Below are 24,905 nucleotides of genomic sequence, written 5' to 3'. Positions count from 1 at the left end.
GCAGCAGCCCATGGAGATCCATCTCATGCCTTGTGATTGCTCCCCGACAACAGGTCACAATAGGCAAGCCTCTACCAGAGACAAAAAATTAAGCCGCTACGGTTGTCATCACCAACCTCAACGGCTTCAGAACTCCGGTCCAGTTTTCCCGTATCGCTCACAAACAATAGAAGGGAACCAAACGGCAAATGCGCTTTGGCGTCCCTACCGAGAAGCAGTTACAACCGAAGTACGTTCTGCACTGAGCCTCATCCCGACACAGTCACAGAGTCATGTCCTGACCGTGTACATTTTGCAAAACTAGCTCAAAAAGCCCCATTTCAAGGACCAGACAAACACATCCTCTTCAGGGTAGACTGGGCACAAAGCCAGGGTTTTCCTCCCTGACTACTGGCAGAACAACTCAAAAGAAATGCCCATGAGCCACTGCAGAGCTGACAGAGGCATGCAATCTAAACTTGAAAACCCACTGAAATCAGCGTCCCCTTTCCCGGGCGGCTTTCAATCTCCGCCTCTCCACCCCATGTCCTGGCTCGGCTACGGATGTTGGACAGACCATTACCCTCGATTTCGACTTCCAGATCGAAGCCACACCCGTCGTCCTCCACGGTAAGCACCAGTTCATCAGTCAGAGTCAGTTGAATATCCACGCGTCTGGCTCGTGCGTGACGAAACACATTATTCAGTGCCTCCTGCACGATCCGATAGACCTGGGTCCGCAAAGCGAGGGGAACAAGATCATCGTCAGCGGGCAATGCCAGGCTCACAACAAGTCCAGAGACCTCGAATTGCCGTGCAAGAGTCCGTAAGGCGGCATTCAGGCCGATATCATCCAGAGCTACGGGACGCAGATCATTAACCACACGCCGCAAGTCCTCGGATGTCTGCAGCATATAATCACACAGCTTGCGCCGCTGCTCGGCACCGTATTGCTCCGAAGGTTGGGCTTCAAGTAACAACCGTACTGCTGACAGTGCCTGCCCCACTCCGTCATGCAGTTCCTGCCCAATGCGCGAGCGTTCCTCTTCCACTGCTGCGAGCATTCTGCGTTGCGCGTCCTGGAGCGCTGTCTCCGCGACCATGCGCCGTTCCAATTCCTGGGCCAGTTCATTGCGGTGCACAGTCAGTTCTTGCTGCTTGATCACCGAGCGCCGGACAATGCTCAACCAGACCACTACAAACAACCCTACGGACACCATCAATCCCAGTACCAGGGAAGTCCCCAGACGCTGGACACTTTTCAGCCGTGAAGAACTCTCTTCCACCAATTGGCGAGTTGCCTCTCCTGTTTCCTGAACCGTGGCGATGAAATGTAGCAGCAAGGCACGCTGTAGGATTCCAGCCTGAGGAATGTCCCCCCGTGCGGAAGAATCGAACAGGCGGTGCGCAATGAGCTTGGCCTGACTGAACTTCCTCTCCAAAGCGAGCAGTCCCACGGCCTCGTACTGCCCGACAAACCGATGCATCCGCTCTTCCTGGGATGCAATGGCGATTTCCCATTGGGCGCGCACCCTGGGGGCGCTATCGGAAGAGTACTCGTTAGCGAGCAGAAACAACGCAGAAGCCCCGGAGTTCAACGCCTGAGCGTCGTGCATTTCCTCCAAAGCCACGCTCAGCCTGAACTGAATCCAAACCAGACATCCAATGACCAGTAGGACCTGTAGGATCGTCAACGCGATCACGATCAGCAACCGGGTACGAATGCGCATAAATTACTTGATGATGGTCACGCGGTTGGGATCAATCTCCTCCAACAGGGAAGAATCGATGAACTCCAGATAATTCCGAGGGCGTGTGCGCTGCACAAGTTTGTACTCAATGGCCCAGCGATCAACGATCTCCATATCCGTCAAAAGCCCCTGCTTCAGAGACAAGCTAAAATCGACGGAGTTCACGATAAGATCCGTGACCGTATCGAGGTTCAGATTCTTCCTCTGAGCGACAATAGCCGCTCCCCTGCGCGGGTCATTCTTGATAAATTCTTCGGCACGAATCAAAGCCCGCAGATGCGCGATCAACTCTGTGCGATGGTCTCGGATCAGCGAACGCCGGACCATCAAGGGGACCTGCTTCAAATCGATATAGGGATCGGTGAAGATGATCGCATTATCGCCCAGCAGCTTCGCGGCCTTGTCCCACACTCCGACGCCCATGACGATGGCGTCCACCTTACCAGAGGCAATGACCTCCGGCAGCTTGTTCTTCTTGTAATATTCCACGGTAACATCGCTTGATGTCATCCCGTGCTGCGCCAGCCATTTATAAATCCAGTAATGCGAAGTTGTTCCGTAAGCGGTCCCGATTCTCTTGCCCCGCAACGATGCCGCGTCGGTGATGCCACTGTCGCGACGCCCCACTATCGTGGCATCATTGCTATTGTAAGCCAGAATACCAATCACGACGTGCTCTTCAGGATCGATATCCGTCAGAGCAAGGGAGACCCGGTTGATCGTGGTCATATCGGCCTTGCCTTGCAGGTAATCCTGCAGCGCCGCATATCCCTTGGGGAATTTTTTCATGTGAACGGATTGGCCCTCATCGGTAAAGTATCCGTTCTCAACACCCACATGATGAGCAGCGGTCATGAGCCCCTTGCCCTCGGTCACCTTAAACGAGACCGGAGGTTTCGCCGCGCACGGCAACGCCATCAGACAACCTAGAAGTATGAAGACGATTTTTTTAATCACGAGGCCCCCGCGTGTTGAATATTCAATACCCTACCTTCTTCGCCAGGCTACGGCATACAAGTAATCAAAAGGCTTTTCAATCATCTGATAAAAAATATCAAGCAGCGTAGGGCAATGCTAAACAGTCAAAAACGTTACTTATATTTCGATTCATCACATAAACCCTACCGCAATCCGTAGTAGACCCCACCATCAAAATACAGGGATGGAGCCATTTCTCCATTGCCCCGGATAGGCCACCATCCATTCAATCGTTGCTGAATGGAGGAATAATATGGGATACACGTACACCTGTTTTGGGACATTGATTGAGGAATGGCTTCGCCAGCAGTCAGGCGACGCGCCAGACCCCGCCACCGGTGAAGTCATTGACATGCTGTGTTCGGCAATCGAAGAAAACAACGACCCGACCCCCCTGCAGCTCATGGCCGCCCATTGTGGCTACGGGCTTGTAAAACTTGAGGAGTGCCACGAATAGGTGAAGAGCGACGCCCAAACAATATTTCTGGTTGAGAACCATGACCTCATGCGTGATGGCCTGCGGGCCATGTTCGCCGATTCTCCATGGCATGTCGTCGGTGAGGCCGACAACGGTCAGGATGCTTTGCGCGCTCTTGAGGGCTGCGAGCCACCGGATCTGCTGATCGTCGATCTCTCCATGCCCATAATGCCCGGCACCAGATTTGTGGAACTTTACCGCCAGACCAACCGGACGACACGAATTCTTGTCCTCACGGCCTATGCCGAAGAAGAATACGTTTACCGTGCGCTCCGGGCCGGGGCCAACGGCTATGCCCTCAAAGACAGCCCCATGGACGAATTACGCCATGCCATCGCCGTAGTTTTGGATGGTCACGGCTACCTCTCTCCCCAAATCTGCTCCGGCGTCATCAAGGGCTACATCAACGGCAATCGCGATGACTCAGACATTTCCCTGCTCACGCCAAGGGAACGGGATGTCCTGCACCTTGTGGCAGAAGGCATGCAAAACATGCAAATTGCCAACCATCTGATTATCAGCGTCAAAACCGTGGAAAAGCACAAAGCCAACCTGCTACGCAAACTCGGCATGGGCAGCACCGCGGAGCTACGCGAATATCTTCGGACCAAGGACCTGAAGTTGTAGTTTCATCCTCCCTTGGACACCTCATCATGACAACCTGCATCACCATCCACGGCACCCCCGCACGCCCTCGCACCGACACATCTAAACATCATCTTCTCGCACGAGGTCATCATGACGCTTTTCGCGGATGATGAAGCAGCAAAGAAGCTGTTTATTCACGCGGCGAAAACCAGGCCCGTTCTCGCCGACATCGTTAAAAGCTCCCGAGTGGCCACAGCCCGGCGCGGGAATATATACAGCAAGACTTCCAGCGACGCCCAGCGCAACGAAATCTGGAAAACCTGCTCCTGCTTTCTCGAATACCACCTCAGCCACTACCGGGACGGATTCGTGCAGGAAGAGCCACACATTCGCAATATTCAACGGCTCCAGCAGAAAGTCACAGAGAAGCATGGGGGAGCCCTCCAAGGTCAAAATATGCGCTTCGGCACCGCACAAAAATTCCTGAATCTCGCTCTCAAATACCTATGGGTGCACGGCGAGATCAAAGAACCGCCTCACCTTCCTGTCGACAGGCTTATTGCTCAAAACGTAGGCGCCGATTATCTCTGGACCCAAAACGATGACGCCAACGAATACCAGCACGCCATTGAATGTTGCCAACGGGTCAGTCAGCATTATGGATTGTCCCTTGCGAGATGGGAGCTCCATTACTGGAATCTTACAGTGCTTTCTGCACGCATCGGAAACCCGTGACGAGTCACACAACATCTTAAACGTCGGCTTGTTATGCCTCCCTGATTACCCGCAACAGCTTTGCTTCTGCAACGGGATGCCCTATCGTGTGCCGACGAATCCCCTCATCATCAAGGAGCCAATCGTGATTGCCAAAAATGTGATGGACGTGGCAGGCGTACGCATCGACAAATTCCCCTACAAAGGCGAAATGCACGAGGTCAAAGGCGTGACCGTACGCTGGCTGTCCAAGGTCGGAAACGATGCGAACGGCCAACCGGAATACGGCCTGCGGCATTTTACGGTGGAGCCTGGCGGCTTGATCCCGGCGCATAATCACTACTATTTGCAAACTCTGTGCATCGTCAGTGGGCAATTCGAATGCCTGTCCTATGATCCTGACACCAACGAACCCGTGGATTCCAAAATCTGTGGCCCCGGTGACTGGGTCTACTCCGAGAGCATGGAACCCCATGGCATGCGCAACCTGTCCGAGACCGAACCGGGCACGTTTTTATGCTGTATCTGCAGTGTCTACGGGGACCAGGAAACCATCTGACCTCCCTCGTTCTGCCCGGATAAAGACGCCCCTAACCGTTGGACCCCACCCATCGATTACTTTTGATGTCTTTGCGGGGAGGCGTTTTCAGAGAGGAAAATGAATCATGTGTCATTCCAGGCCGGACAGGATGCTTGTCAACGTCACAGCTCTATATGTGACTGCCTGTCTACTGGTGTTGGCCGGAGGCGCCCATGCTGCGTCCCTGCCGCAAAAGAACCCAGCTCCCTCCATCTGCTTCCTGTCCCCTTCCGAAGACAACCAGCACCCGTTCTGGAGCCGATTCATCGGCACCATGCAGGCCGCGGCAAAGGACCTTGGCATATCCCTCCACGTGGATAAACACATCGGCCGATTCGCCCTACCCGAGGCCCTTGAAAGAGGGCTTGCGCGCCAACCGGATTACATTGTCTCCATCTTCTATCGCCAGACGGGCGAAGATTTTCTGAGAGAAGTGAACAAGGCCGGGGTGGACGCCATGATCGTCAATACGGACATCCTACAAGAAGATAAACAGATCACGGGAGCACCCGGGCAGCGGTTCAGACACTGGATCGCACACCTGGCGCCCGATGACCACGGCGCCGGGCAGAAATTGGGAGATCACATTCTCAAGGAGGCCTTGGGCAACGATCTCAGGGCATCAGACGGCAAGGTTCATCTGATCGGTATCAGTGGGGCCCGAGACAGCGCCGCCGCTCTGCAGCGCAACCAGGGGCTGTATGCAGCCCTGGTCCGACACCCTGACGACGTGGTGCTCGATCGCTTGGTAATGACGGATTGGACACAGGAAGAAGCTTACGAGAAAACCAAGCGCCTTCTGGGGTTCTATCCCGAAACCACAATCATCTGGGCTGGGGGCGAGACGATTATTCGAGGTGTGCTCCAAGCGGTACGAGACACCGGACGATTGGCGGGAGAGGACGTCATTATTGGCGGAATTGGCGGTTCACCCACAAGCCTGGACGCCATTCGCAGCGGAGAGCTCTGCGCTCTGACTGGCGGGCACTTCATGGAAGGAGCCTACTCGATGATCCTGTTATACGACGACTTCAATAGCCGTCCTCTTCCCGAATCCAAACGGACCATTCGTTCATCAATGCACCTTATCACCCGAGAGAATCTTGATGACTTCGAAACACTGCTCGACCCGACAAGCTGGGACAAGATCGACTTCAAGTCATTGAGCAAAGTCTATAGCGCTCACCGGGAGTACGACTTCACCCTGGACGCCCTGATCAAAAACCTACGTACGCAATAGCAACACGGAGCACTGAGTCATTCCAGACGGATCCCCTCGCGGGCCATGTCCATGAAATCCTCAAGCAAGGGGGAGCGCCACTTCTCGACATGGGTAATCATGAGGATCATGGTTTCGGCTGGGGCATGCGGCCAATTCAGGCGCTTCAGCCTCCCGCGAGCAATGTCATCGGCCACCACTCGCTCCGGACACAGCGCGATGCCCACCCCGCGCAAAAGGCACCGCCGCTGGCTCCTCCCGCTGGAAAAAATCAGGGATCTCGTCTTCACACTCTCGTCTTCGAGCGACCGCTCGAACTGACGCCTGTAGCTTCAATCCACCCGCAGATGCAGAATCTTCTGCCCCTGCATGTCCCGTGAGGTCACTCCTGGCAGCAATGACAGAGGATGATCCGGGGCAGCCACAAGTACCAACGGTTCGATCCCCAGCGTGTCCACCGCGACATTGGCGTAATTCACTCCGTCAATGAGCAGAAAGGCCAGGTCGATTCGCCCCGTCCCCAATTCCTCACGAAGTTGCGCATCATCGCAGTTGATGAAGTTCAACTCGGCCCGCGGATTTGCCGCATGGAATCGCTCCACTACATCGGGCATGTATTCGGCCCCAATGGTTTCGGGCATGCGGATGGTCAGCGATCCATCCAATGGCCCGGTCCCGCTGAGCTGGGAACGCATCTCGTCGGCCATCTGCTCCATACGCCTGGAAAAGTGCAGCAGCTTCTCACCAGCTTCAGTCAGCACCACACGCCGCCCCAAACGATCGAACAGCCGAACCCCCAGGTGCTCTTCGAGGGCCCTGATCTGGGCCGAAACCGAGGATTGGGCCAGGTGCAGATCCTCAGCCGCACGGGTGAAGCTGCCCCGCTCGGCAACAACGCGAAAAGTCTTCAATTGACGCAATTCCATGCCTTTCCTCCATCAGCCACTCATCTTCATGACTCCCATCGCGGACAACGATCACAGCCATCGGAATGAATCGTTTGACTCGATCAATCAATTAAACAATAGCCTATACCGATTGATATGAAAAACTCAAGACAGAGGAGCTCACGATGCAGAACACGAAGATCAATCTTGAGAAAGCCATCGAGTTGGCTGGAAACTACTTTGGTCAGGAATACCACTGTGCCGAGGCCGTAGCCAAGGCAACACTGGAAGCCTTGGGCCAGGAATCAGAAGCAAGCGTGGCCTGCGCCACCCCCTTTGGTGGCGGATTTGGCAAAACCCATCAGGAAGTCTGCGGCGCTCTCAGTGGAGCACTCATTGCCATCGGCCAAATGCATGGTCGAAAAGCACCGGGACAGGATTGGACCGAGACCGCAGACCTGGGGGCAGCGGTTCGCGAGGCATTCCTTGCGAGGTACGCCACCACCCATTGCCAGACCCTTCGACTGCGCTTTGGGGAAGAAGCTCAAATGGACGAATGCCGAAAGATCGTACGACTAGTCACTCAAGACGTTCTGGAGTCACTGATCTTATACAGCAGGCAGGGCTTGGCGCTAGTCTGACGATACCGGTGTCGCGCCCAGCCAACACTCTTGCCATGGTGGTCAGGGGGGTCGGGTCACGAGTGTCATCGGACGCAGTGCTTATGTTCGGCTGAACAGAGATTTCTGCCCCGGTCATCAGGTCTGGACCCGGTCCCAAACCTCTTCCTCGGTCATTTCCACGCCTTGCAAGGTGATGGTGGTTGTTCCGTATTGGATGATGGTGTTCCCATCCTGAACGGTGACATCGAAGTCTCCGGACTCGGCCCCTTTCATCATCAGCCAATCTTCCTGCGGGTTGAAATCCGTAATGGTGTCGGCGCTCGAGACATGGGCTCCCTTTTCAAAGACAAAAACATCAGCACCGGCTCCGCCAGTCAGCATGTCGTTGCCGTAGGCCCCAACCAGGGTGTCGTTGCCGTCGCCACCGTCCAGGGTGTTGTTGCCGTAGTAATCGCCGCCGAGGAGAAGGTCGTCGCCTGCACCACCAAACAGCGAATCGCTGTTTCTCCCGCCGTCCAGGGTGTCATTCCCCGATCCGCCGTACAATGTATCGTACCCCTCACCGCCAGTCATGAAATCGTCGTCATCGCCGCCATCCATAAAATCGTTGCCGACTCCGCCGTCCATGGAGTCGTTACCGGCATCGCCATACATGGAATCATGGCCATAATCTTCATGGCCGTACATGGCCCCGCCAGACATACTGTCGTCCCCCTCGCCCCCGTAGAGGTGGTCCCCGCCTTCGCCGCCCAGCAAGGTGTCGTTGCCCGCCCCGCCGCGCAGGGTATCGTTCTGATCCCCACCGAACAGGAAATCATCACCTGCTTCACCGAGTAGGGAGTCGTCGCCCGTGCCGCCATACAGGGTGTCGTTCCCGTCCCCACCGTACAAGGTGTCGTTCCCCTGGTCCCCGTAGAGCTTGTCGTCGCCCGAGCCGCCCACCATGCTGTCGCCGCCCCAACCTCCATACAGGGTGTCGTGCCCGTCCCCGCCGTACAGGGTATCTACACCACTCCCCCCGCGGACGCTGTCATCTCCCGTGCCACCATCCAAATAGTCATTGCCGTCGCCGCCTTCGAGCGTATCGTTGCCCCTGCCACCCCAAAGGCTGTCGTCTCCCGTGCCGCCATCCAGGTAATCGTTGCCGCCACCCCCTTCGAGTGTGTCATTGCCATGACCGCCCGATAATAAATCGTTACCAGAGCCACCGGACAAGAAATCATCGCCACCGTAACCGTACAGGGAATCATCTCCACCATAGCCCTTGATGGTATCATCCTCCTGCCCCCCCAGAATCTCGTCGTTGCCCGCAAAAAGGGACGCCAGCAGATCCTCGATGCTGCCGAACTTCCCACCGACTACCATTTCCAATTCCTGGTCGGACAATTCCCTGCTCGCAGGGTGCTCGAAGAAATCCATCACTTCTTGCGATGTCACGGGAATACCATGCTGTCGGCCCAGCTTTTCCACCGTCGCGACGAAGTCCTCCGTGCTTGACGCTTTCAGCACATCAGAGAGCAACTGCTTGTTTTCCGTAATCACACGATAGAGTTCGGGCTGCCGGTTGGACATAATCTCATTCCTCCCAAGAATTGGACTGCGGAACCTCCCTCCGCACGTCAATGCGACGTATGTGGCACCGTAGAAAGAGGAGCCTCTACACATGCTCCTCCAAACTATTCGCCAAGAAAAAACCTGCACGATCATTACAGATCGCACGCAAAAGAAAAAATGTATTTGCTGGGTTCAGCCGCCACAAAAAATCTGGACATGTACCATGATGACATAAACCACATTTATTCGCGACTGTTGAAAAACTAACGTAGCGACTCTGATCTAACACACCTTGCGGACATCAATTTCAAATTCGATTCGAACAGGTCGGCTGAGCGTCAAAAATGACATGCAACCTGCAAGAGGATCACCCTCTATAATGCAAGGAGGCAACTAAGACGGACGCCGAACAATCGTAAACGCGGCCAAGCCGGGACACCATGGGGATGAAATGGGACATACTGCATACAAAAAGGCTTGCCTGCATTCTCCATGAACACAGACAAGCCCTCGACATGCTTATGGTACCCGGGGCGGGATTTGAACCCGCACAGTATCACTACCGAGGGATTTTAAGTCCCTTGTGTCTACCAATTCCACCACCCGGGCATGAGTGGCATTTCATACTCGCGATAACACCACGGGTCAATGAGAACAAGACATGTCCTTGACCGACGCGCCCACGCCCGGTAGCACCGGCCCATGACCTATAATCAACGCCCGCGTTTGGCCGTCCTTGGCCTGGACGGTCTGCCCCTGTCACTGGCCCGCGACTGGTGCCGCCGTGGGCTGACGCCCAACCTGGCGCGCATCGCCATGACGGATGAAGCGCGCTCCATGCGCTCCGAACTGCCGGAGCTGTCGCCCGTCAACTGGACCTCATTTGCCACCGGGGCTGGACCCGAAGAACATGGTGTCTTCGGTTTCACGCGCATTGATCCGCATACTTACGAGGTCGCTATTGCCGACTCCAGCGCCGTGCGCTGCCCCACGATCCTGCAACGGCTTAGCGCACAGGGCTTGACCAGCAAGGTCATCAACCTCCCCAACACCTACCCGGCGCACCCCCTGAAGGGCATGCTCATCGCCGGATTCGTAGCCCCGGAACTCTCACGGGCAGTCTATCCTCCTTTTCTCTCCGGCCCCCTCACACAAGCCGGATACCAACTAGAGGCTGATACGGCCCGCGGCAAAGATGACCCAGACCTGTTGCTCACTGAACTGCGCACAACCCTGCATTCACGCCACACGGCGCTGAACATGCTCTGGCCCGATCTCGCCTGGGACCTCTTCGTCTTTGTACTGACCGAGACCGACCGCCTGTTCCACTTTCATTATCCGGCGCTCAGCGATCCGACCCACCCATTGGCCCCGGCCTGCGAAAATTTCATCCGAAAATGGGATGCCCTTATCGGAGAATTTCTGAATATGTACGAAGCGCTGCCAGACCCCAAGCGGCTAATCGCCCTGGCGGACCATGGTTTTACGGAACTGATCACCGAGGTGGACCTCAACACTTGGCTCACAGAACAAGGCCTGCTGAGGCTGACCGGAACTCATGACCACGAAAACGATGCACGTGCCATCGCCTCGGACTCAGCAGCCTTTGCCCTGGACCCTGGACGCATCTACCTGCACACGCGCGAACGGTTCTCGCGCGGCGGAGTCACCCCCACAGAGGTTCCTGGCCTGCTGGATCGCATCCGTAAGGGTCTCATGAGCCTGACGTTTGAGGGCCGCCCGGTCATCCGCACAGTCCATGAGCGCGAAATCCTCTATCCAGGGCCCATGGCCGGGATAGCCCCGGAACTGGTGGCCGAGCCGCATCCAGGCTTCAGCCTGACTGCCAAATTCGATAGCCGCTCGCTTTTCGGTTTTCATGGCCGCCATGGCGTACACTGTGCCGATGATGTTTTTTTCTATGATTCCAATGGAGCGGCACCACGGCGCCTTCGCGATACTGGCCGGTTGGTTCTGGACTTTTTCGACTTCCCCAAGCAAGATTAGGCGCTTCGCCATCCTCAATCTCCGACCCCCGGTATCCTCATGATCGACCTAAAAAATGATTTGAACCCAGCCCAATGGGAAGCCGTAAGTCACACCGAAGGTCCAGTGCTCGTCATCGCTGGTGCAGGCTCGGGCAAGACCCGAACCATCGTCTACCGCCTGGCGCACCTGGTACGAAACGGCGTGGCCCCGGAAAACATTCTGCTGCTGACCTTCACCCGCAAGGCCGCGCAGGAGATGCAGGACCGGGCCGAGCTGCTGCTCGAAGGCGGGCTGGCCGGAGTAACGGGGGGCACCTTCCATGCTTTTGCCTTCTCCATGCTGCGCCGTTTCCCGGGAGCCTTGGACGAAGCCGGTCGTGTATCCATCATGGATCAGGGAGATGCCGAAAATGCCCTGCGCGACATCAAAAGTGATCTCGGCATGGGCAAAGGCGATCGATCTTTCCCAAAAAAATCAACGCTCATGGGCCTGATCAGCAAGTCCCGAAATAAAGAGTTGGCCCTCAGTGCGGTGCTGCAGAACGAGGCCTTCCACATGCTGCGCTACGAGGGCGAGATCGAGCAACTGGCCAAGGCCTACGCCGTCTTCAAAAAACGCCATGGACTCTACGACTACGACGACCTGCTCTTCGGGTTGGAGCGCCTGCTTCGTGACCACGAACCGGCACGCGACTTTGCCCGCAGCCGCTTCAAATACGTCATGGTGGACGAATTCCAGGACACCAACCTCGTGCAGGCGCGCATCGTCAAACTGCTGGGTGGAAAAAGCGGAAATGTGATGGCCGTGGGCGATGATGCCCAGTCCATCTATGCCTTTCGCGGAGCCAACGTGCATAACATCCTGTCCTTCGAGCAGATGTTCGACGGTGCAAAACTGATCCGCCTGGAACAGAACTACCGCTCGACCCAGCCCATTCTGGACCTGACCAACGCCCTGCTGGAGCAGGCAGAGTTGAAAATCAGGAAAAACCTGTTTACCGAACGCAAGGACAGCCACAAGCCTCAGATGGTGCGCACCATCTCGGATCGATCCCAGGCCCAGGCCGTGGTTTCAAAAGTTCTGGAGTTCGGGCGCAAGTTTCCCTTGCACGAAGTCGCAGTGCTCTTCCGTGCGGGGTACCAGTCCTACTCCCTTGAAGTCGCACTGAACAAACTCGGCATCCGCTTCCAGAAGTTCGGCGGCATCCGCTTCACCGAGGCCGCGCACATTCGCGATGCCCTGAGTTTCCTGCGGCTGATGCAGAACCCCTCAGACATCCCTGCATGGCAACGCGTTTTCGATCATGTAAAAGGGGTTGGCCCCAAGACCTGCGCCAAGATCTTCGCAGCTGTCATGGACGGTGACAAAAAATATCTTACGGCTTCCTGCAAACGCAACCCGCAAGTCAACGAAGTGCTGGATTTTCTGGACGGATTGCGCACTCAGGACCAGCGGCCTTCCCCGCTGCTTGGCAGGGTATTGGAATTCTACCAACCCATTCTGGAAAAGAAATTCGCGGACGACTATCCCCGCCGTCAATCCGGCCTGGAACAGTTGCAGCGCATTGCCGCAGGCTACGAGAACCTGGACGGATTCCTGGGTGATATCTCACTGGAGAACCCGGAACCGGAGAAAGACACAGGCAAAGAGGATACGCTGGTGCTGTCCACCGTGCACTCGGCCAAAGGTTTGGAATGGTCGGCCGTAGTCATCATCGACCTGGTGCAGGACCGCTTTCCCTCCCGCCACGCATTGCAACGCGCCGAGGATCTGGAAGAGGAACGCCGCCTGCTCTACGTCGCCTGCACCCGCGCCAAAGACAGGCTGGCCCTGTTCGTCCCTAGCGTAATTTACAATCAATACAACGGTACAAGTGAGCCCGCCCTGGAAAGCCCCTTCCTGTCCGAGTTGCCCCTGAGCACCTACGAGGCCTGGCGCGAAAACTACTCGGGTGGCCTGGCCAGGGTGGACGGTGGCACCACGCGCACGCCTGAGGCACCTGCATCGTCGGTGCAATCCTCCACAGCCAAGCACTCCTCAAAAGGGGCAGGCACTGGCCCAACCGCCACAGGAAACGGCCCGACTCAACTCGGATATTGCCGACACAAGATTTTTGGACGCGGCAAGGTCATCGCCACCGTGGGTGAGGGGAAATTTCGCATCAATTTCCCGGGGTTCGGCCTCAAAGTAATCCTAGCGGATTACCTCGAAATGGAATAGACACCAGACATATCAGCTCTTTCTTCACGTTTTCTACCCCAAAATATAGGCACACTTGATTTTTTAGCCATTCAAGAGCTATATATTGATATAGTATCGATTTCTGAATGCCATAAGGCAGACTCTCCTGCTGAGAGGGGCGCAGGATACTTTGTTGATGTGCATGGGCACGAGGAGATGACAATGTCACTCGGCAACCTGTTTGGCTCAAGTGGTGGAGCACATATACCACTCGGTGAAGCGTTGATCCGCGAAGGCCTGATCAATGCAATGCAACTGGCCCAGGCCGTGGAACGCCAAAATCAGGCAGAGGCGCAGGGACACTCCCTCCCCCTGTCACGGGTTGTTGTAGAAAGCGGGTTCGCAGACAAGAAGGATGTTCTGGCCCTGATCAACAGAGTCTATGGCCTGGGTGCCACCTCCCTTACCGATGACATTGATGAGCAACTCGATCCCGCCGCCAAAGGGCTTTTAGGCATACGAATCCCCATCAGCGTCAAGCTGTCACTTACCCTGGCAGTATTCCTGCTGACCATCATGTTGGTGCTATCCTACTTCATGCTCAAACGACAGGCCAACAACCTGTATCGAGAAAGCGTCAAATCCGGGAAAATCAGCCTTGGCTACTTCACCACGGAAGCCAAAATCCCCTTGGTGAACGACGACACATTGCGCCTGAATTCCCTGATCAAGGAAGTCACCCAAATCGAAGGACTGGTCTACGCAATTATCGCCGGGCGAGACGGGACCATCAAGGCTCATACGGATTTGAGCCAAGTCGGAAAGCCCCTGGTCCTCCCGGGCAGGATCGGAGATGTCTCCACAGAGGGCAACATCTCCTACTTCAAGCGCAGACTCATCAATAACGAACAAATTTTGAATGTTACAGCGCCGGTGGAATTCCAGAGCAAAGCGCTGGGTGAAGTGCACGTCGGCATCTCTCTGGACTTCATTCAGGACCGCATCGGCAAGGAAAAGGTCTTCATCTACGTGATGACCATCATCTTCTTCCTGATCGGCATGGCCGTGGCAGGACTGCTCGGCACCAACTTTTCACGCCCCATCTCGAAACTTGTGGTCGCCACCAAGGAAATTTCCGGTGGAAACTACCACCACAAAGTCAATTTCAGACGCAAGGACGAATTCGACGACCTGGGGAAGGCGTTCAACTACATGAGCCACGAACTGTGGCTCAAATCCATCATGCGCGAAAGCTTTGGTCGATATGTATCCACCACCATCCGCGATCTGATCCTGGCCGACCCCGAGAGTGTCTGGCTCAAGGGTAACAAGTCCGAGGCGACCATCATGTTCGCCGACGTCCGGGGGTTCACCAAATATTCGGAGTCAAGCGATCCTGCCGTCATCGTCGAAAACTTGAACGAATTCTTCGACGTGGCGAGTAAGCATATCGCAGCCAACGACGGCTACATCGACAAATTCATTGGAGACGAAGTGCTGGCAGTATTTGGTGGCCTGCCGGACTACGAAGGAGATCACGCCGTCAACGCCGTGAAAGCTGCATGGGACATGCAGCAGGAACTTATGCAGCGGGCCGAAAATACGACCAATCCTGTTCTCGGGCGGGTGGGAGCCTCTATCAATACCGGAGAGGTTGTCTCTGGTAACATCGGTTCGGAAGTGCGCATGGAATACACAGTCATTGGTGACACGGTAAACGTGGCATCCCGCCTGAATGCGCTGGCCGGACCAGGTAAAATCGTACTCAGCGAGAGCACTTTCGGCAGGGTCAAAGACCTCGCTGCCACCAGGATGATGCAGCCGCAGATGGTCAAGGGAAAATCACAGCCGTTGCAGCCTTTTGAAATCCTGAAGATACACGGGAAAGAAGACGGACCGGCCCCGGAGCCCATCCCCTTCAGCGGCGAGGGCATTGCGGCTCCTCCGCCTTCCAAGGCTGGACCGGCGGCACCACCGCCTCCCAAGACTCGTCCGACGACAGTAACGGATCAATCAGCGGAAACCGCTTCCGGCGGGACTTCACCTACACCGCAGGCTCCCAAAAAGTCTGCTTAGTCTCAACAACGAGGAGGGGGGAGGACTGTGAACTCGAAAACCCTGCGCCACATCTTGATGGCAGCTCTACTTTTGATTCTGGCCGTTGCAATCACCGGCTGCGGCTCACAAAGGTCCAAACGGGTATCACCAACTCGCACCTCCAAGAACTACTCCGTGGTCAAGGTGCGCGCCAAGGATACACTGAAGACTCTGTCCAACCGTTATCTGAAGGATCCGGACAAAGCATGGATCATTGCCGCCTACAACCGAATCGATTCCGTCAAGGAAGGGGATATCGTCATCATCCCTCGTACCCCCATCAACCTGGGCGGTATTCAAGACAACCGGATTCAGACTGTCCCGGTGCTGGCCTATAGCGGTTTTTCAGAAGACGTTTCCGACGCCATCACCGTCAAGCGCTCCGATTTCGAGGCACAGATGCAGTTCCTGAAAGACAAGGGATACACACCCCTGCCTCTGGATCGCTTCTATGATTTCCTGGAATTCAAGGAACAGGCTCCTGAAAAAGCGGTGGTGATCACCATCGACGATGTGGGCAAAAACACCTTCAGCGTGGCCTACCCTGTCCTCCAAAAGTTCGGGTATCCTGCCACCGTGTTCGTGGCCACCGATCTGGTCAGTGGCAAGGGCGCAGCCCTGTCCTGGGAACAGATTCGCCAGATGCACGATTCGGGCATCGGCATTGGTCACAGAACCAAAACCCTGCGCAACCTGACCCGTCGCCAGGGCGATGAGACCCTTGAAGATTTCGTCATTGCCGTAGATCGGGAAATGACCGTACCCACCCTGCAGTTCAAGACGGAAATCGGATATGCTCCAGACTTCTTTGCCTACCCCTTTGGCGCCACCAACGAAATGGTCATTTCATTGTTGAAGAAGAACGGATTCAGGGGTGCACTGACCATGGGAAAAGGAGCCAATCCATTCTTTACGAACAACTACTTGGTGAAGCGAAATTCCGTACCCGGTAATATGAGTATGGCCGAGTTCGAAAAGCTGTTTATCTTCTCCCAAAAAGGAGAATCAAAATGAAAGCCGTCATTTTTACCCTGATCATGACCCTGGCGGCTTTGCTGTCCATGCCAATGCAGGCAGATGCCGACCTTGTGGACGAAGTCAAAGCCATTGCAACCCTGGAGCAAGACGACCCCTTTGAGTTGATTGCACCGTTGGTCCTGGAAAAGGCCAAGGCAGCACAGGCCGAAGGTGATCTACTCGCGGCTCTGGAGCTGTATCGCCTCGCGGTAACAATCAACAGGGGCGACCGAGAATCCCTGCGACTTGCCCGAGAAATCAAGAAAGACCTGAACGCCAAGGCCAAAGCCCAATTCGATCGCGGACAGGCCAAGTTCGAAGCCGGAAACAAAGACGGGGCACGCGCTGAGCTGCTGGCCTCCCTGCACCTGGATCCTGACAACACAATGGCACTGCCCTACCTGAAGGACGGATACAACCCTCCTGTTCTTCAGGACTACACCGTAGAGGAAGGGGACACTCTGCGCCGCATCGCCGAAAAGATCTACGGCAATCCGGGTGGAGAGCTGCTGCTCACCCGCATCAACAACCTGTCCATCGTGGACACGCTGAATCCCGGCGACATCCTCAAAACGCCCGTCTTGAACAAGAAACTCACCCGTCGGCTCCATGCCGCTGCATCGCCAAAGAAAAAGGATCAGATCGGCAAGAATGGTTCGACTATCGTGGTTGCCATTCAGGAACCTGCAGCATCGTCCATGTACGAAGAAGATCTGGGCATGGCTGAAGCAGGCAGTGCCGACGCATTACTGGTCATGGCCAAATTGCAGTTCGGCAACGGCCTATACGAGACGGCAGTTTCCATGACCGATGAAATACTCTCCGCCAATCCTGATAATGCTGATGCCCGCGAAGTACGCAATGAGTCCTACTACAGGCTGGCCAGCAAGCTGTGGACCGAAGGATCGGCAAGCGAGGCCATGCGTTCCTTGATCCGCCTGCCAAAGGGGTACAAGGACTCAGGCAAACTCCGCAAACATGTTGAAGGCAAACTCGCTGCCGACTCCGAGCCTCTCTACCTCTCAGGGGTCAAGCACTTCCTAAACGAAGATCTTGAGAAAGCCGTGGAACAATGGGAACTGACTCTGCAGGTCAACCCCTTCCACGGCAAGGCCCGTACGGACCTGGAGAAGGCCCGCAAGCTGCTTGAGGCTGTTCGAGGACTTTAGGCCTGCACCGACGCCCATATTGTCCCCCTCCCGTGTAACGGCAGGGGGACAATTCATTTCCACAGCCCACAGCCTTGTTCTGACTGACCATACGTTGTATTCGTCAGCACGGCTGTTTCAAACACTTATTCCAAGGACTCTCGCATGCTTCAAGGACTGCTCGGACTCTTCGCCTTCATCTCCCTCGCCTGGATTTTTTCCGAGAACCGCCGGGCAGTTCGCCCTGGGCTCATCGCTACCGGATTGGGCCTTCAATTCGGGGTGGGCCTGTTGCTGCTCAAAGTCCCTGGAGCACAGCACGTTTTCATTTTCCTGAACCATGCCGTAGAAATCCTGGACAAGGCCACCACTGCTGGCACCAGTTTCGTCTTCGGCTATCTTGGTGGCGGCACCCTGCCTTTTGCCGAACCATGGCCAGGTGCTGCTTTCATCTTTGCCTTGAAGGCCCTGCCCATCATTATCGTCATGAGTGCATTGTCCTCACTGCTTTTCTACTGGAACATCATCCCCGCAGTTGTCCGTTTCTTTTCACTCATTCTGCAACGAACCATGCATATTGGAGGAGCGCTTGGAGTCGGAACAGCTTCCAATATCTTTGTAGGCATGGTCGAAGCTCCGCTCCTCATTCGGCCCTACCTTCTCAACATGACTCGTAGCGAACTGTTTGCGCTCATGACCTGTGGCATGGCAACCGTGGCCGGTACGGTTCTGGTGCTGTATGCCCAGATCATTGCCCCGGTCGTTCCTGGGGCCATGGGACATATCCTTGCAGCTTCGCTCATGAGTGCACCGGCCTCCATCATGCTGGCCATGATCGTCATACCCGAAAATGCGGACTCGACTCAGGGTGACATCGCATCGCCAGACAACGCAATCAGCTCCATGGACGCCGTCACCAAAGGCACTGCCAGTGGAGTTCAACTGCTGATCAATGTCATCGGCCTGCTCATCGTGTTGGTCTCCATCGTCAGCCTGACCAATCAGATTCTGGGACTGATACCTGATGTCGCCAACGCCCCCCTGACTCTGGAGAGATTATTGGGATGGGTCATGAGCCCACTGGTCTGGCTGGCTGGAGTCCCCTGGGCTGAAGCAACAACAGCAGGCACGTTGATGGGAACCAAAACCATACTCAACGAATTCCTGGCCTATCTTGCCCTGGCGGCCACTTCACCCGAAGCTCTCTCTGAAAAGAGCCGAGTCATCATGACATACGCCATGTGTGGTTTCGCCAATCCGGGTAGCCTGGGCATCATGATTGCCGGATTGGGGACCATGGTCCCTGAACGGCGTGAAGAGATTGTCTCCCTGGGAATCAAATCGGTTGCTGTTGGGACATTGGCAACGCTCATGACCGGGGCCGTGGTCAGCCTGCTCTACTAAAACGGCGTCCAGGCGACTACACGTGCACCTATATCCGTGATATGATGGCGCGTCATCCCCTTCACAAAACGGAGGTCACTGTGAAACGCGTCATGTTGCTTGTCATGATATTAATGACAGTACTCATCACCTCACATGCCCAGGCCAGATCCTGGCGCATCGATAACAACCACAGCCAGGCCGTATTCACCATTCGGCATATTGCTGGCAACGTTACAGGATTCTTCAACAACTTTGAGGGCACCATCATTGACCCCGAAATACCGGGGATCGGCATGATCGACATACAAATCCATGTCGACTCCATCAACACCGGGGTGGACAAACGTGACGCTCATCTGAAAACCCCAGACTTCTTCGACAGCGCAAACCACCCACAACTCCACTTCACCAGCACAAAAATCACCAATCAAGGTGACGGCTGGTTCAATGCGCATGGAGTTCTCACCATTCGCAACACCAACCATCCCGCGACTCTGACCTTCGCACTGACCGAGATGACACAGCACCCTCCCTTTCCGGGCATGGAATGTATGGATGTCCTTGGTTTTAAAGCTCATCACACCCTGAATAGACTCGATTTTGGGGTGGGTGACGGAAAATTCCTGCAGATGGGGCTCGTGGACAACACGGTTGGTATCACGCTGCAAGGCGAGCTACTCAGTCCAAGAGAAGACTGCCAATAGCCATGCAAAAAGCCGCCACCTTGGCAGGTAGCGGCTTTCATTATCACCAGTCAGCTCCCAAGGGAGCAATCAGTATTATTTACCGAAGCTGCGCTCGAACAGTTCGGTCAGGGCTTTGCGCCCATCGTCATTCATGAAACGGGTGCCCGTTCCGGTGAAATGATGGTGGCTGATCACCGGCGCTTCCACCACTTCCCAGCTTCCCTTCAGCCACTGGAACCACGACTTTTTCTCCTGATCGAAGACAAACAACGGCTTGTTGCATATCTTTGCGTACTCGGCCCCCCAGCCGGTACCACCTTTGACGGTACCATCTTCCTGAATGGCACCTACCACGTAGACCTCATGCCCACTGGCGACCTGCCAACAGATGCTCTGCAATACCTTGCGGAAGATGGGGGCACTGGAAAATTTGCGATTCATCAAACGAGACACGTAGGTCAGACTCACATCTTTAAGAGTCAGCTCTTCCGTAGTCAAAACCCGTGCACCGCGTTCGCGCCCGGTCTGGTGCCCTTCAAAGCTATAATTGACCTCTTCCAGACCGTATCGCTCGGCCAGGGCTCCAAACTCGGCTTCGGCGCCGTTTGCGCCACCGCTGTAGAGAATGTAAACGCTATTTCCCATTGCCTTCCTCCTGGGTTGGTATCGACGTAATAACTAAAAATAGCACAGCAATATGACAGCTGCAATGTGTTCGCTATCGATTCCGCAAGTCCATGCCGGACCAACGGTTGTCTCTCTTAAGAGCTTGAGCATTCTCCGTCAAGTTCAGAAGCACGTTATTCATGACCAAGGACACAACCTGCACGCAGTTAACGAGACCTGAAATTCAAAACGTTGTATAAGATCCGGTCAATCACTGTGTATCGTCAACAACTTCGTACTGCTACATTAACCAAATCAAGTCTGTTCCTATTCCTCCGCGTGCCCATCAAAAACACTCAAACGCTTTGGCCCAGCATCTTTTCATTCACCATGAATTAAGTCCTCGGAAGCTGATGCCCACGGGATATCAGCTTCTCCCGTCCCGCCCAACCATCCGCCATCCATTTTGGATCATTGGACTTTATCATCATCCTGACATTTATCACAAAAGTCCCCGCTCTACCTTGCACTCGCAAGGCCCTTGGGCTAACCTTCCACACCTCGTGATGCCCTTCAGGTGGCAGCAAGCCATAACAAGGAATCCGGTGCAAAACCGGAGCGGTCCCGCCGCTGTAATCCCAATAAAAGTTCGGCCCCCTATGCCACTGCCCTCAAGGCGGGAAGGCTGACCGAACAAGGGAAAGCCAGAAGACCTACCTGAAGCGATTCTAGCCCGATGAGGCCCGCGGAGGCCACTGACGGAGATGCACATTCATACCCAATAACCGTTGTCGAATTCCCGGCGGTTCAGCTGAGCGGGAATTACACACGACAACCATGTAAACAGTCAGAACGCCGCCCCACAGGTCCGGCGTTTTCCGCTTTGCCGCCAAGCGCTGTTTATCAAGAGACACTTATGCCTAGCCAAATTCAAAAACGTGATGGATGCGTCGAGACCTGGTCTACCAAGCGCATTGGAAACGCCATATTCAAAGCCCTCAAGGGCAGCGGTATCAAGGACCCTCTTCTTGCCAACCGCTTGGCCAAGAAAGTGGAAGCCAAGCTTGTGGATGTAGATGTTCCCGAGCAGGAACAGGTGCAGGACATGGTCCAGCAGGTGCTGATGGAAGTCCGGCTGTACAAGGTTGCAGAGCGCTATATCATCTACCGCGAAAAACGCCGTGAGTTACGCACCCAGAATGACGCCTTTCTGGATATTTCCGGCGTCACCGAAAGCTATCTCGACAATGTGGACTGGCGGGTCAACGAGAACTCCAACATGGTTCACTCCTTCCAGGGACTGATCCTGCACATGGCCGGATCGGTTCAGGCCAGGTACGTACTTGAAAAGTATCCCGAAGAAGTGCGCATGGCCCACAATCACGGGTATTTTCATATCCATGACCTCTCTTTTGGCCTGGCAGGGTACTGCTCGGGCTGGAGCCTGCGTGATTTGCTGTTGGAAGGCTTCAACCTTCGTGACCGCTGTTCATCCACCCCGGCGAAGCACTTTGATGCGGCCTGCGGACAGATCGTCAATTTCCTTGGCACCCTCCAGAACGAATGGGCCGGAGCACAGGCCTTCAATAACGTGGATACATACCTGGCTCCGTTTATCCGGCACGATGGTCTGGATTACGCCACAGTGAAGCAGCAGATTCAGAAGCTGCTCCACAACCTGAATGCGACCTCCCGCTGGGGCGGACAAAGCCCGTTCACCAATTTCACATTCGATTTTGTCCCCCCGTCACACATTGCCAACGAGCCCATCATCATCGGTGGCGCATTTCAGGATTCGACCTATGGTGAATACGCCGAGGAAATGGCACTCATCAACCGGGCATTCCTGGAAGTCATGCTTGAAGGCGACGCAAACGGCCGGATCTTCTCCTTCCCCATTCCGACATACAACGTGACCGAGGACTTCCCCTGGGAGTCTCCAGAAGGAAAACTTCTGTTACAGATGACCGCCAAGTATGGTGCGCCGTACTTCCAGAATTTCATCAACTCGGATCTCAATCCGGAAGACGTACGCTCCATGTGCTGCCGTCTTCAGATGGACCTGCGTGAAATTCGCAAGAAAACCGGAGGACTGTTCGGAGCTGGCGATCTCACAGGCTCCATCGGTGTTGTCACTCTGAATCTTCCCAAACTGGCCTACCTGGCACACAACGAAGACGACTTCATCGACCTTGTTACCGAGTACGCCGAACTTGCCTGCGAGTCGCTGGAATTCAAGCGCAAGATCGTGGAGAAAAACCTGGACGCGGGGATGTTCCCTTTCTCCCGCCGCTACCTGAAGAACGGTTTCAACGGCCACTTCTCCACCATCGGACTCATCGGTGGTCATGAAGCCTGCATGAATATGCTGGGCAAGGGCGTTGACACTGAATCCGGTTCACGACTCATGCAACGGGTTCTCAACCACCTTCGGGAATTGGTGGTTCAGTTCCAGGAAAAGACAGGCCACCTGTACAACCTGGAAGCCACGCCAGGAGAAGGCACTTGCTACCGCTTGGCCAAGATCGACAAGGGGCTGTATGAAGACATCTACACCTCGGGTAATGCGGTACCGTATTACACCAACTCCACCTTGCTGCCCGTTGGCGCCACCGAAGATGTCTTTTTTGCCCTCGAGCATCAGGACAAGCTGCAGACGCTTTACAATGGCGGTACGGTTTTCCATACCTTCCTCGGCGAAGCCGTGCCCAATGAAGAAAGCGTGAAAAGCTTCCTGCTCAAGGCTATGAGCAAAACCAAGATTCCCTATATCTCGGTGACGCCCACCTTCTCTGTATGCAAGGAACACGGTTATATCTATGGCGAGCATTTCGATTGCCCGACCTGTGGTGACGAAACCGAGGTCTATACCCGAGTGGTGGGCTACTATCGCCCTGTTGGGCGCTGGAACAAGGGCAAGCAGGAAGAGTTCAAGGATCGCTCGGAATATACCATGGATACGTTCTGCACCTCGGCCTAATATCCGCAGGAGATAAACCCTATGATTCTCGACGCCAATCAACTTGCTGCCGTACGACAACGTAACGACGAGGAGTTGCGCAGAGGAAGCCGTTCAACCCACGGCTATCCTGCCCAGACCATCCAGAACCTGATGCACACCATTGAAGCCCTCAAAAAAGAGAAGCGTAAATGGAAGAAACTGGCACAGGGCAGAGCAAAGGCTCTTTCCGATATCAATGATATCGTAGTCCAGACCGGGAATGGATCTGACCATAGCTGAAGAGAATCATATCAATACGATAACGCCCGTCCTCCAATTTTTGGGGGCGGGCGTTTTTTCATGGGGCAAGTGTGCCTCAGGTGTAAAAATCGCATATACCTATCAAGCTTCAACTTACTCCGTTACCCCATTGCGAGCCTTGAAGTTTCGCAGAAGGCCTCAGGAACACCCTACAGGGTCTCAAGAGTGTCAGGCCAAATACCTTGCCGAAGATTGAGCTATGAGGCGCCACAGCCGAATACCCCAGCTAAACTATAGGCTGGCAACGAGTAGGGACGATTGAATGAGCCTCGTTAGCGTTAAGACGAAACGCCGGGAATCGAACCGTCCTCGCCCGCGTACAGAAATCCCACGGATAACGGGTGCTATGCAGACAGCCGTGTGGGGCATAACAGCGGCAATAAGAGACGATTGGATTCTGTTGAACCTCACAGCACCCCTCTGGAGCCCGTGATGCCTGGACAAGAGGCCAATGCCTGGCTGACCGCGCTTATGGCCGTGGCTGGCGTAACGGCCCCAATCAAAGCGTTCCTCCCCCCGGCAGAACACCTGACAGACACGTTGATCACCGTCGTCGCAACTTTCATTTTGCACTGTAGGTAAGGCTGTCTCCAACGCAGAAAGGCCCACAAGCTTGTTAGCTTGCGGGCCTTTCCAAAAGAGAGTCCTGGCACCGGCCTACTTTCCCACTGACTACTCAGCAGTATCATCGGCGATGAAGGGCTTAACTTCCGAGTTCGGAATGGGATCGGGTGTACCCCCTTCTCCATGGGCACCAGGACAAATATATTAGTTAATAAGGAAGGATGTAGTTGTTCTATAGTAAAGGAGTTAAGACTCACGACCTATTAGTACCGGTTTGCTGAATACATTGCTGCACTTACACATCCGGCCTATCAACGTTGTAGTCTTCAACGGGTCTTTAGGACTTGCGTCAGAGAGACCTAATCTTGAAGCAGGCTTCCCGCTTAGATGCTTTCAGCGGTTATCCTTTCCGAACATAGCTACCCTGCGATGCCGTTGGCACGACAACAGGAACACCAGAGGTTCGTTCACCCCGGTCCTCTCGTACTAGGGGCAACCCTTCTCAAGTCTCTTACGCCCACAGAAGATAGGGACCAAACTGTCTCACGACGTTTTAAACCCAGCTCGCGTACCACTTTAAACGGCGAACAGCCGTACCCTTGGGACCTGCTCCAGCCC

Annotated in this window: 19 protein-coding genes, 1 tRNA gene, 2 rRNA genes, 1 pseudogene and 1 riboswitch (1 of these 24 only partly in view); of the genes and pseudogenes, 15 read left to right on the top strand and 8 right to left on the bottom strand. The window is 55.0% G+C overall.

Going from position 1 to position 24,905, the window contains the following annotated elements; all coding sequences use genetic code 11:
* Window positions 1-452 precede the first annotated feature (452 nt).
* Together EL361_RS16255 and EL361_RS16250 are read right to left on the bottom strand one after the other, a co-directional pair.
* Window positions 453-1,709: a sensor histidine kinase gene (locus tag EL361_RS16255; protein ID WP_126381003.1), complete on the bottom strand. Its 1,257-nt coding sequence runs from the start codon at window positions 1,707-1,709 to the stop codon at window positions 453-455.
* A gap of 3 nt (window positions 1,710-1,712) precedes the next feature.
* Window positions 1,713-2,648 (bottom strand): ABC transporter substrate-binding protein, encoded by a 936-nt coding sequence (locus EL361_RS16250; RefSeq protein WP_126381001.1) that lies wholly within the window; start codon window positions 2,646-2,648, stop codon window positions 1,713-1,715.
* Window positions 2,649-2,961: 313 nt separating this feature from the next.
* Here EL361_RS16250 and EL361_RS16245 point away from each other — a divergent pair, with 313 nt between their 5' ends.
* The 5 genes from EL361_RS16245 to EL361_RS16225 all read left to right on the top strand — a co-directional run bounded on the left by EL361_RS16245 (window position 2,962) and on the right by EL361_RS16225 (window position 6,308).
* The gene (locus EL361_RS16245) at window positions 2,962-3,165 is read left to right on the top strand and encodes a hypothetical protein (RefSeq protein WP_126380999.1); all 204 of its coding nucleotides are present in this window, start codon (window positions 2,962-2,964) and stop codon (window positions 3,163-3,165) included.
* Window positions 3,166-3,813, top strand: coding sequence for a response regulator (locus EL361_RS16240; RefSeq protein WP_126380997.1), 648 nt, complete (start codon window positions 3,166-3,168; stop codon window positions 3,811-3,813).
* 111 nt (window positions 3,814-3,924) lie between these two features.
* Entirely contained in the window at window positions 3,925-4,509 is a 585-nt protein-coding gene (locus EL361_RS16235; RefSeq protein WP_126380995.1) for a hypothetical protein, read from the top strand.
* 124 nt (window positions 4,510-4,633) lie between these two features.
* A complete protein-coding gene (locus tag EL361_RS16230) occupies window positions 4,634-5,047 on the top strand; it encodes a cupin domain-containing protein (RefSeq protein WP_126380993.1) in 414 nt (137 codons plus the stop codon).
* Window positions 5,048-5,153: 106 nt separating this feature from the next.
* The gene (locus tag EL361_RS16225) at window positions 5,154-6,308 is read left to right on the top strand and encodes an ABC transporter substrate-binding protein (protein ID WP_126380991.1); all 1,155 of its coding nucleotides are present in this window, start codon (window positions 5,154-5,156) and stop codon (window positions 6,306-6,308) included.
* A 17-nt stretch (window positions 6,309-6,325) separates the two neighbouring features.
* Here EL361_RS16225 and EL361_RS16215 read toward each other — a convergent pair.
* Window positions 6,326-7,213: pseudogene (locus EL361_RS16215) on the bottom strand (LysR family transcriptional regulator).
* A 146-nt stretch (window positions 7,214-7,359) separates the two neighbouring features.
* Between EL361_RS16215 and EL361_RS16210 the strand changes: the two are divergent.
* On the top strand, window positions 7,360-7,815 hold the full coding sequence (locus tag EL361_RS16210) for a C-GCAxxG-C-C family protein (protein ID WP_126380985.1): 456 nt from the start codon (window positions 7,360-7,362) through the stop codon (window positions 7,813-7,815).
* Window positions 7,816-7,932: 117 nt separating this feature from the next.
* Here the strand turns inward: EL361_RS16210 and EL361_RS17335 are convergent, their stop codons facing one another.
* Complete coding sequence (locus EL361_RS17335; protein WP_197723446.1) at window positions 7,933-9,369, bottom strand: calcium-binding protein; 1,437 nt, start codon at window positions 9,367-9,369, stop codon at window positions 7,933-7,935.
* 504 nt (window positions 9,370-9,873) lie between these two features.
* Window positions 9,874-9,960: transfer RNA gene (locus EL361_RS16200), tRNA-Leu, on the bottom strand.
* Window positions 9,961-10,053: 93 nt separating this feature from the next.
* On the opposite strand from EL361_RS16200, the gene EL361_RS16195 reads away from it, so the two are divergent.
* The 7 genes from EL361_RS16195 (at window position 10,054) to EL361_RS16165 (ending at window position 19,873) form a co-directional block, all read left to right on the top strand.
* Complete coding sequence (locus EL361_RS16195; protein WP_126380981.1) at window positions 10,054-11,358, top strand: alkaline phosphatase family protein; 1,305 nt, start codon at window positions 10,054-10,056, stop codon at window positions 11,356-11,358.
* 39 nt (window positions 11,359-11,397) lie between these two features.
* Window positions 11,398-13,560: an ATP-dependent helicase gene (locus EL361_RS16190; RefSeq protein ID WP_126380979.1), complete on the top strand. Its 2,163-nt coding sequence runs from the start codon at window positions 11,398-11,400 to the stop codon at window positions 13,558-13,560.
* A gap of 183 nt (window positions 13,561-13,743) precedes the next feature.
* Window positions 13,744-15,597 carry an adenylate/guanylate cyclase domain-containing protein gene (locus tag EL361_RS16185; RefSeq protein WP_172961806.1) on the top strand — a complete coding sequence of 618 codons (1,854 nt, stop codon included), beginning with the start codon at window positions 13,744-13,746 and terminating at the stop codon, window positions 15,595-15,597.
* A gap of 27 nt (window positions 15,598-15,624) precedes the next feature.
* A complete protein-coding gene (locus tag EL361_RS16180) occupies window positions 15,625-16,632 on the top strand; it encodes a polysaccharide deacetylase family protein (RefSeq protein ID WP_126380975.1) in 1,008 nt (335 codons plus the stop codon).
* Window positions 16,629-17,804 (top strand): LysM peptidoglycan-binding domain-containing protein, encoded by a 1,176-nt coding sequence (locus tag EL361_RS16175; RefSeq protein WP_126380973.1) that lies wholly within the window; start codon window positions 16,629-16,631, stop codon window positions 17,802-17,804. The genes EL361_RS16180 and EL361_RS16175 overlap by 4 nt, the downstream gene beginning before the upstream one ends.
* Before the next feature lie 144 nt (window positions 17,805-17,948).
* Window positions 17,949-19,187 (top strand): NupC/NupG family nucleoside CNT transporter, encoded by a 1,239-nt coding sequence (locus EL361_RS16170; protein WP_126380972.1) that lies wholly within the window; start codon window positions 17,949-17,951, stop codon window positions 19,185-19,187.
* An 80-nt stretch (window positions 19,188-19,267) separates the two neighbouring features.
* Window positions 19,268-19,873, top strand: coding sequence for a YceI family protein (locus tag EL361_RS16165; protein WP_172961805.1), 606 nt, complete (start codon window positions 19,268-19,270; stop codon window positions 19,871-19,873).
* A 75-nt stretch (window positions 19,874-19,948) separates the two neighbouring features.
* Here EL361_RS16165 and EL361_RS16160 read toward each other — a convergent pair whose 3' ends face one another.
* Complete coding sequence (locus EL361_RS16160) at window positions 19,949-20,500, bottom strand: hypothetical protein (RefSeq protein ID WP_126380970.1); 552 nt, start codon at window positions 20,498-20,500, stop codon at window positions 19,949-19,951.
* A 519-nt stretch (window positions 20,501-21,019) separates the two neighbouring features.
* Window positions 21,020-21,196: riboswitch (cobalamin riboswitch) on the top strand.
* Between the two features lie 181 nt (window positions 21,197-21,377).
* On the opposite strand from EL361_RS16160, the gene EL361_RS16155 reads away from it, so the two are divergent.
* Both EL361_RS16155 and EL361_RS16150 read left to right on the top strand, forming a co-directional pair.
* Window positions 21,378-23,441 carry a ribonucleoside triphosphate reductase gene (locus EL361_RS16155; protein WP_126380969.1) on the top strand — a complete coding sequence of 688 codons (2,064 nt, stop codon included), beginning with the start codon at window positions 21,378-21,380 and terminating at the stop codon, window positions 23,439-23,441.
* Between the two features lie 21 nt (window positions 23,442-23,462).
* Window positions 23,463-23,702: a hypothetical protein gene (locus tag EL361_RS16150; RefSeq protein ID WP_126380968.1), complete on the top strand. Its 240-nt coding sequence runs from the start codon at window positions 23,463-23,465 to the stop codon at window positions 23,700-23,702.
* Window positions 23,703-24,367: 665 nt separating this feature from the next.
* Here the strand turns inward: EL361_RS16150 and rrf are convergent.
* Window positions 24,368-24,482: ribosomal RNA gene (gene rrf, locus EL361_RS16145) — 5S ribosomal RNA — on the bottom strand.
* 47 nt (window positions 24,483-24,529) lie between these two features.
* Window positions 24,530-24,905, bottom strand: a 23S ribosomal RNA gene (locus tag EL361_RS16140) (it continues 2,562 nt past the right edge of the window).

Source organism: Desulfovibrio ferrophilus (assembly GCF_003966735.1).
GTDB lineage: Bacteria > Desulfobacterota > Desulfovibrionia > Desulfovibrionales > Desulfovibrionaceae > Desulfovibrio_Q > Desulfovibrio_Q ferrophilus.
This window is presented reverse-complemented; position numbering and strand designations above follow the sequence as displayed.

Bases quoted from the DNA above. Each gene is read 5' to 3' on its own strand.
- EL361_RS16255 (WP_126381003.1), bottom strand. From the start codon at position 1,709: ATGCGCATTCGTACCCGGTTGCTGATCGTGATCGCGTTGACGATCCTA.
- EL361_RS16250 (WP_126381001.1), bottom strand. From the start codon at position 2,648: ATGGCGTTGCCGTGCGCGGCGAAACCTCCGGTCTCGTTTAAGGTGACC.
- EL361_RS16245 (WP_126380999.1), top strand. From the start codon at position 2,962: ATGGGATACACGTACACCTGTTTTGGGACATTGATTGAGGAATGGCTT.
- EL361_RS16235 (WP_126380995.1), top strand. From the start codon at position 3,925: ATGACGCTTTTCGCGGATGATGAAGCAGCAAAGAAGCTGTTTATTCAC.
- EL361_RS16225 (WP_126380991.1), top strand. From the start codon at position 5,154: ATGTGTCATTCCAGGCCGGACAGGATGCTTGTCAACGTCACAGCTCTA.
- EL361_RS16210 (WP_126380985.1), top strand. From the start codon at position 7,360: ATGCAGAACACGAAGATCAATCTTGAGAAAGCCATCGAGTTGGCTGGA.
- EL361_RS17335 (WP_197723446.1), bottom strand. From the start codon at position 9,369: ATGTCCAACCGGCAGCCCGAACTCTATCGTGTGATTACGGAAAACAAG.
- EL361_RS16195 (WP_126380981.1), top strand. From the start codon at position 10,054: ATGACCTATAATCAACGCCCGCGTTTGGCCGTCCTTGGCCTGGACGGT.
- EL361_RS16190 (WP_126380979.1), top strand. From the start codon at position 11,398: ATGATCGACCTAAAAAATGATTTGAACCCAGCCCAATGGGAAGCCGTA.
- EL361_RS16185 (WP_172961806.1), top strand. From the start codon at position 13,744: ATGTCACTCGGCAACCTGTTTGGCTCAAGTGGTGGAGCACATATACCA.
- EL361_RS16175 (WP_126380973.1), top strand. From the start codon at position 16,629: ATGAAAGCCGTCATTTTTACCCTGATCATGACCCTGGCGGCTTTGCTG.
- EL361_RS16170 (WP_126380972.1), top strand. From the start codon at position 17,949: ATGCTTCAAGGACTGCTCGGACTCTTCGCCTTCATCTCCCTCGCCTGG.
- EL361_RS16160 (WP_126380970.1), bottom strand. From the start codon at position 20,500: ATGGGAAATAGCGTTTACATTCTCTACAGCGGTGGCGCAAACGGCGCC.
- EL361_RS16155 (WP_126380969.1), top strand. From the start codon at position 21,378: ATGCCTAGCCAAATTCAAAAACGTGATGGATGCGTCGAGACCTGGTCT.
- EL361_RS16150 (WP_126380968.1), top strand. From the start codon at position 23,463: ATGATTCTCGACGCCAATCAACTTGCTGCCGTACGACAACGTAACGAC.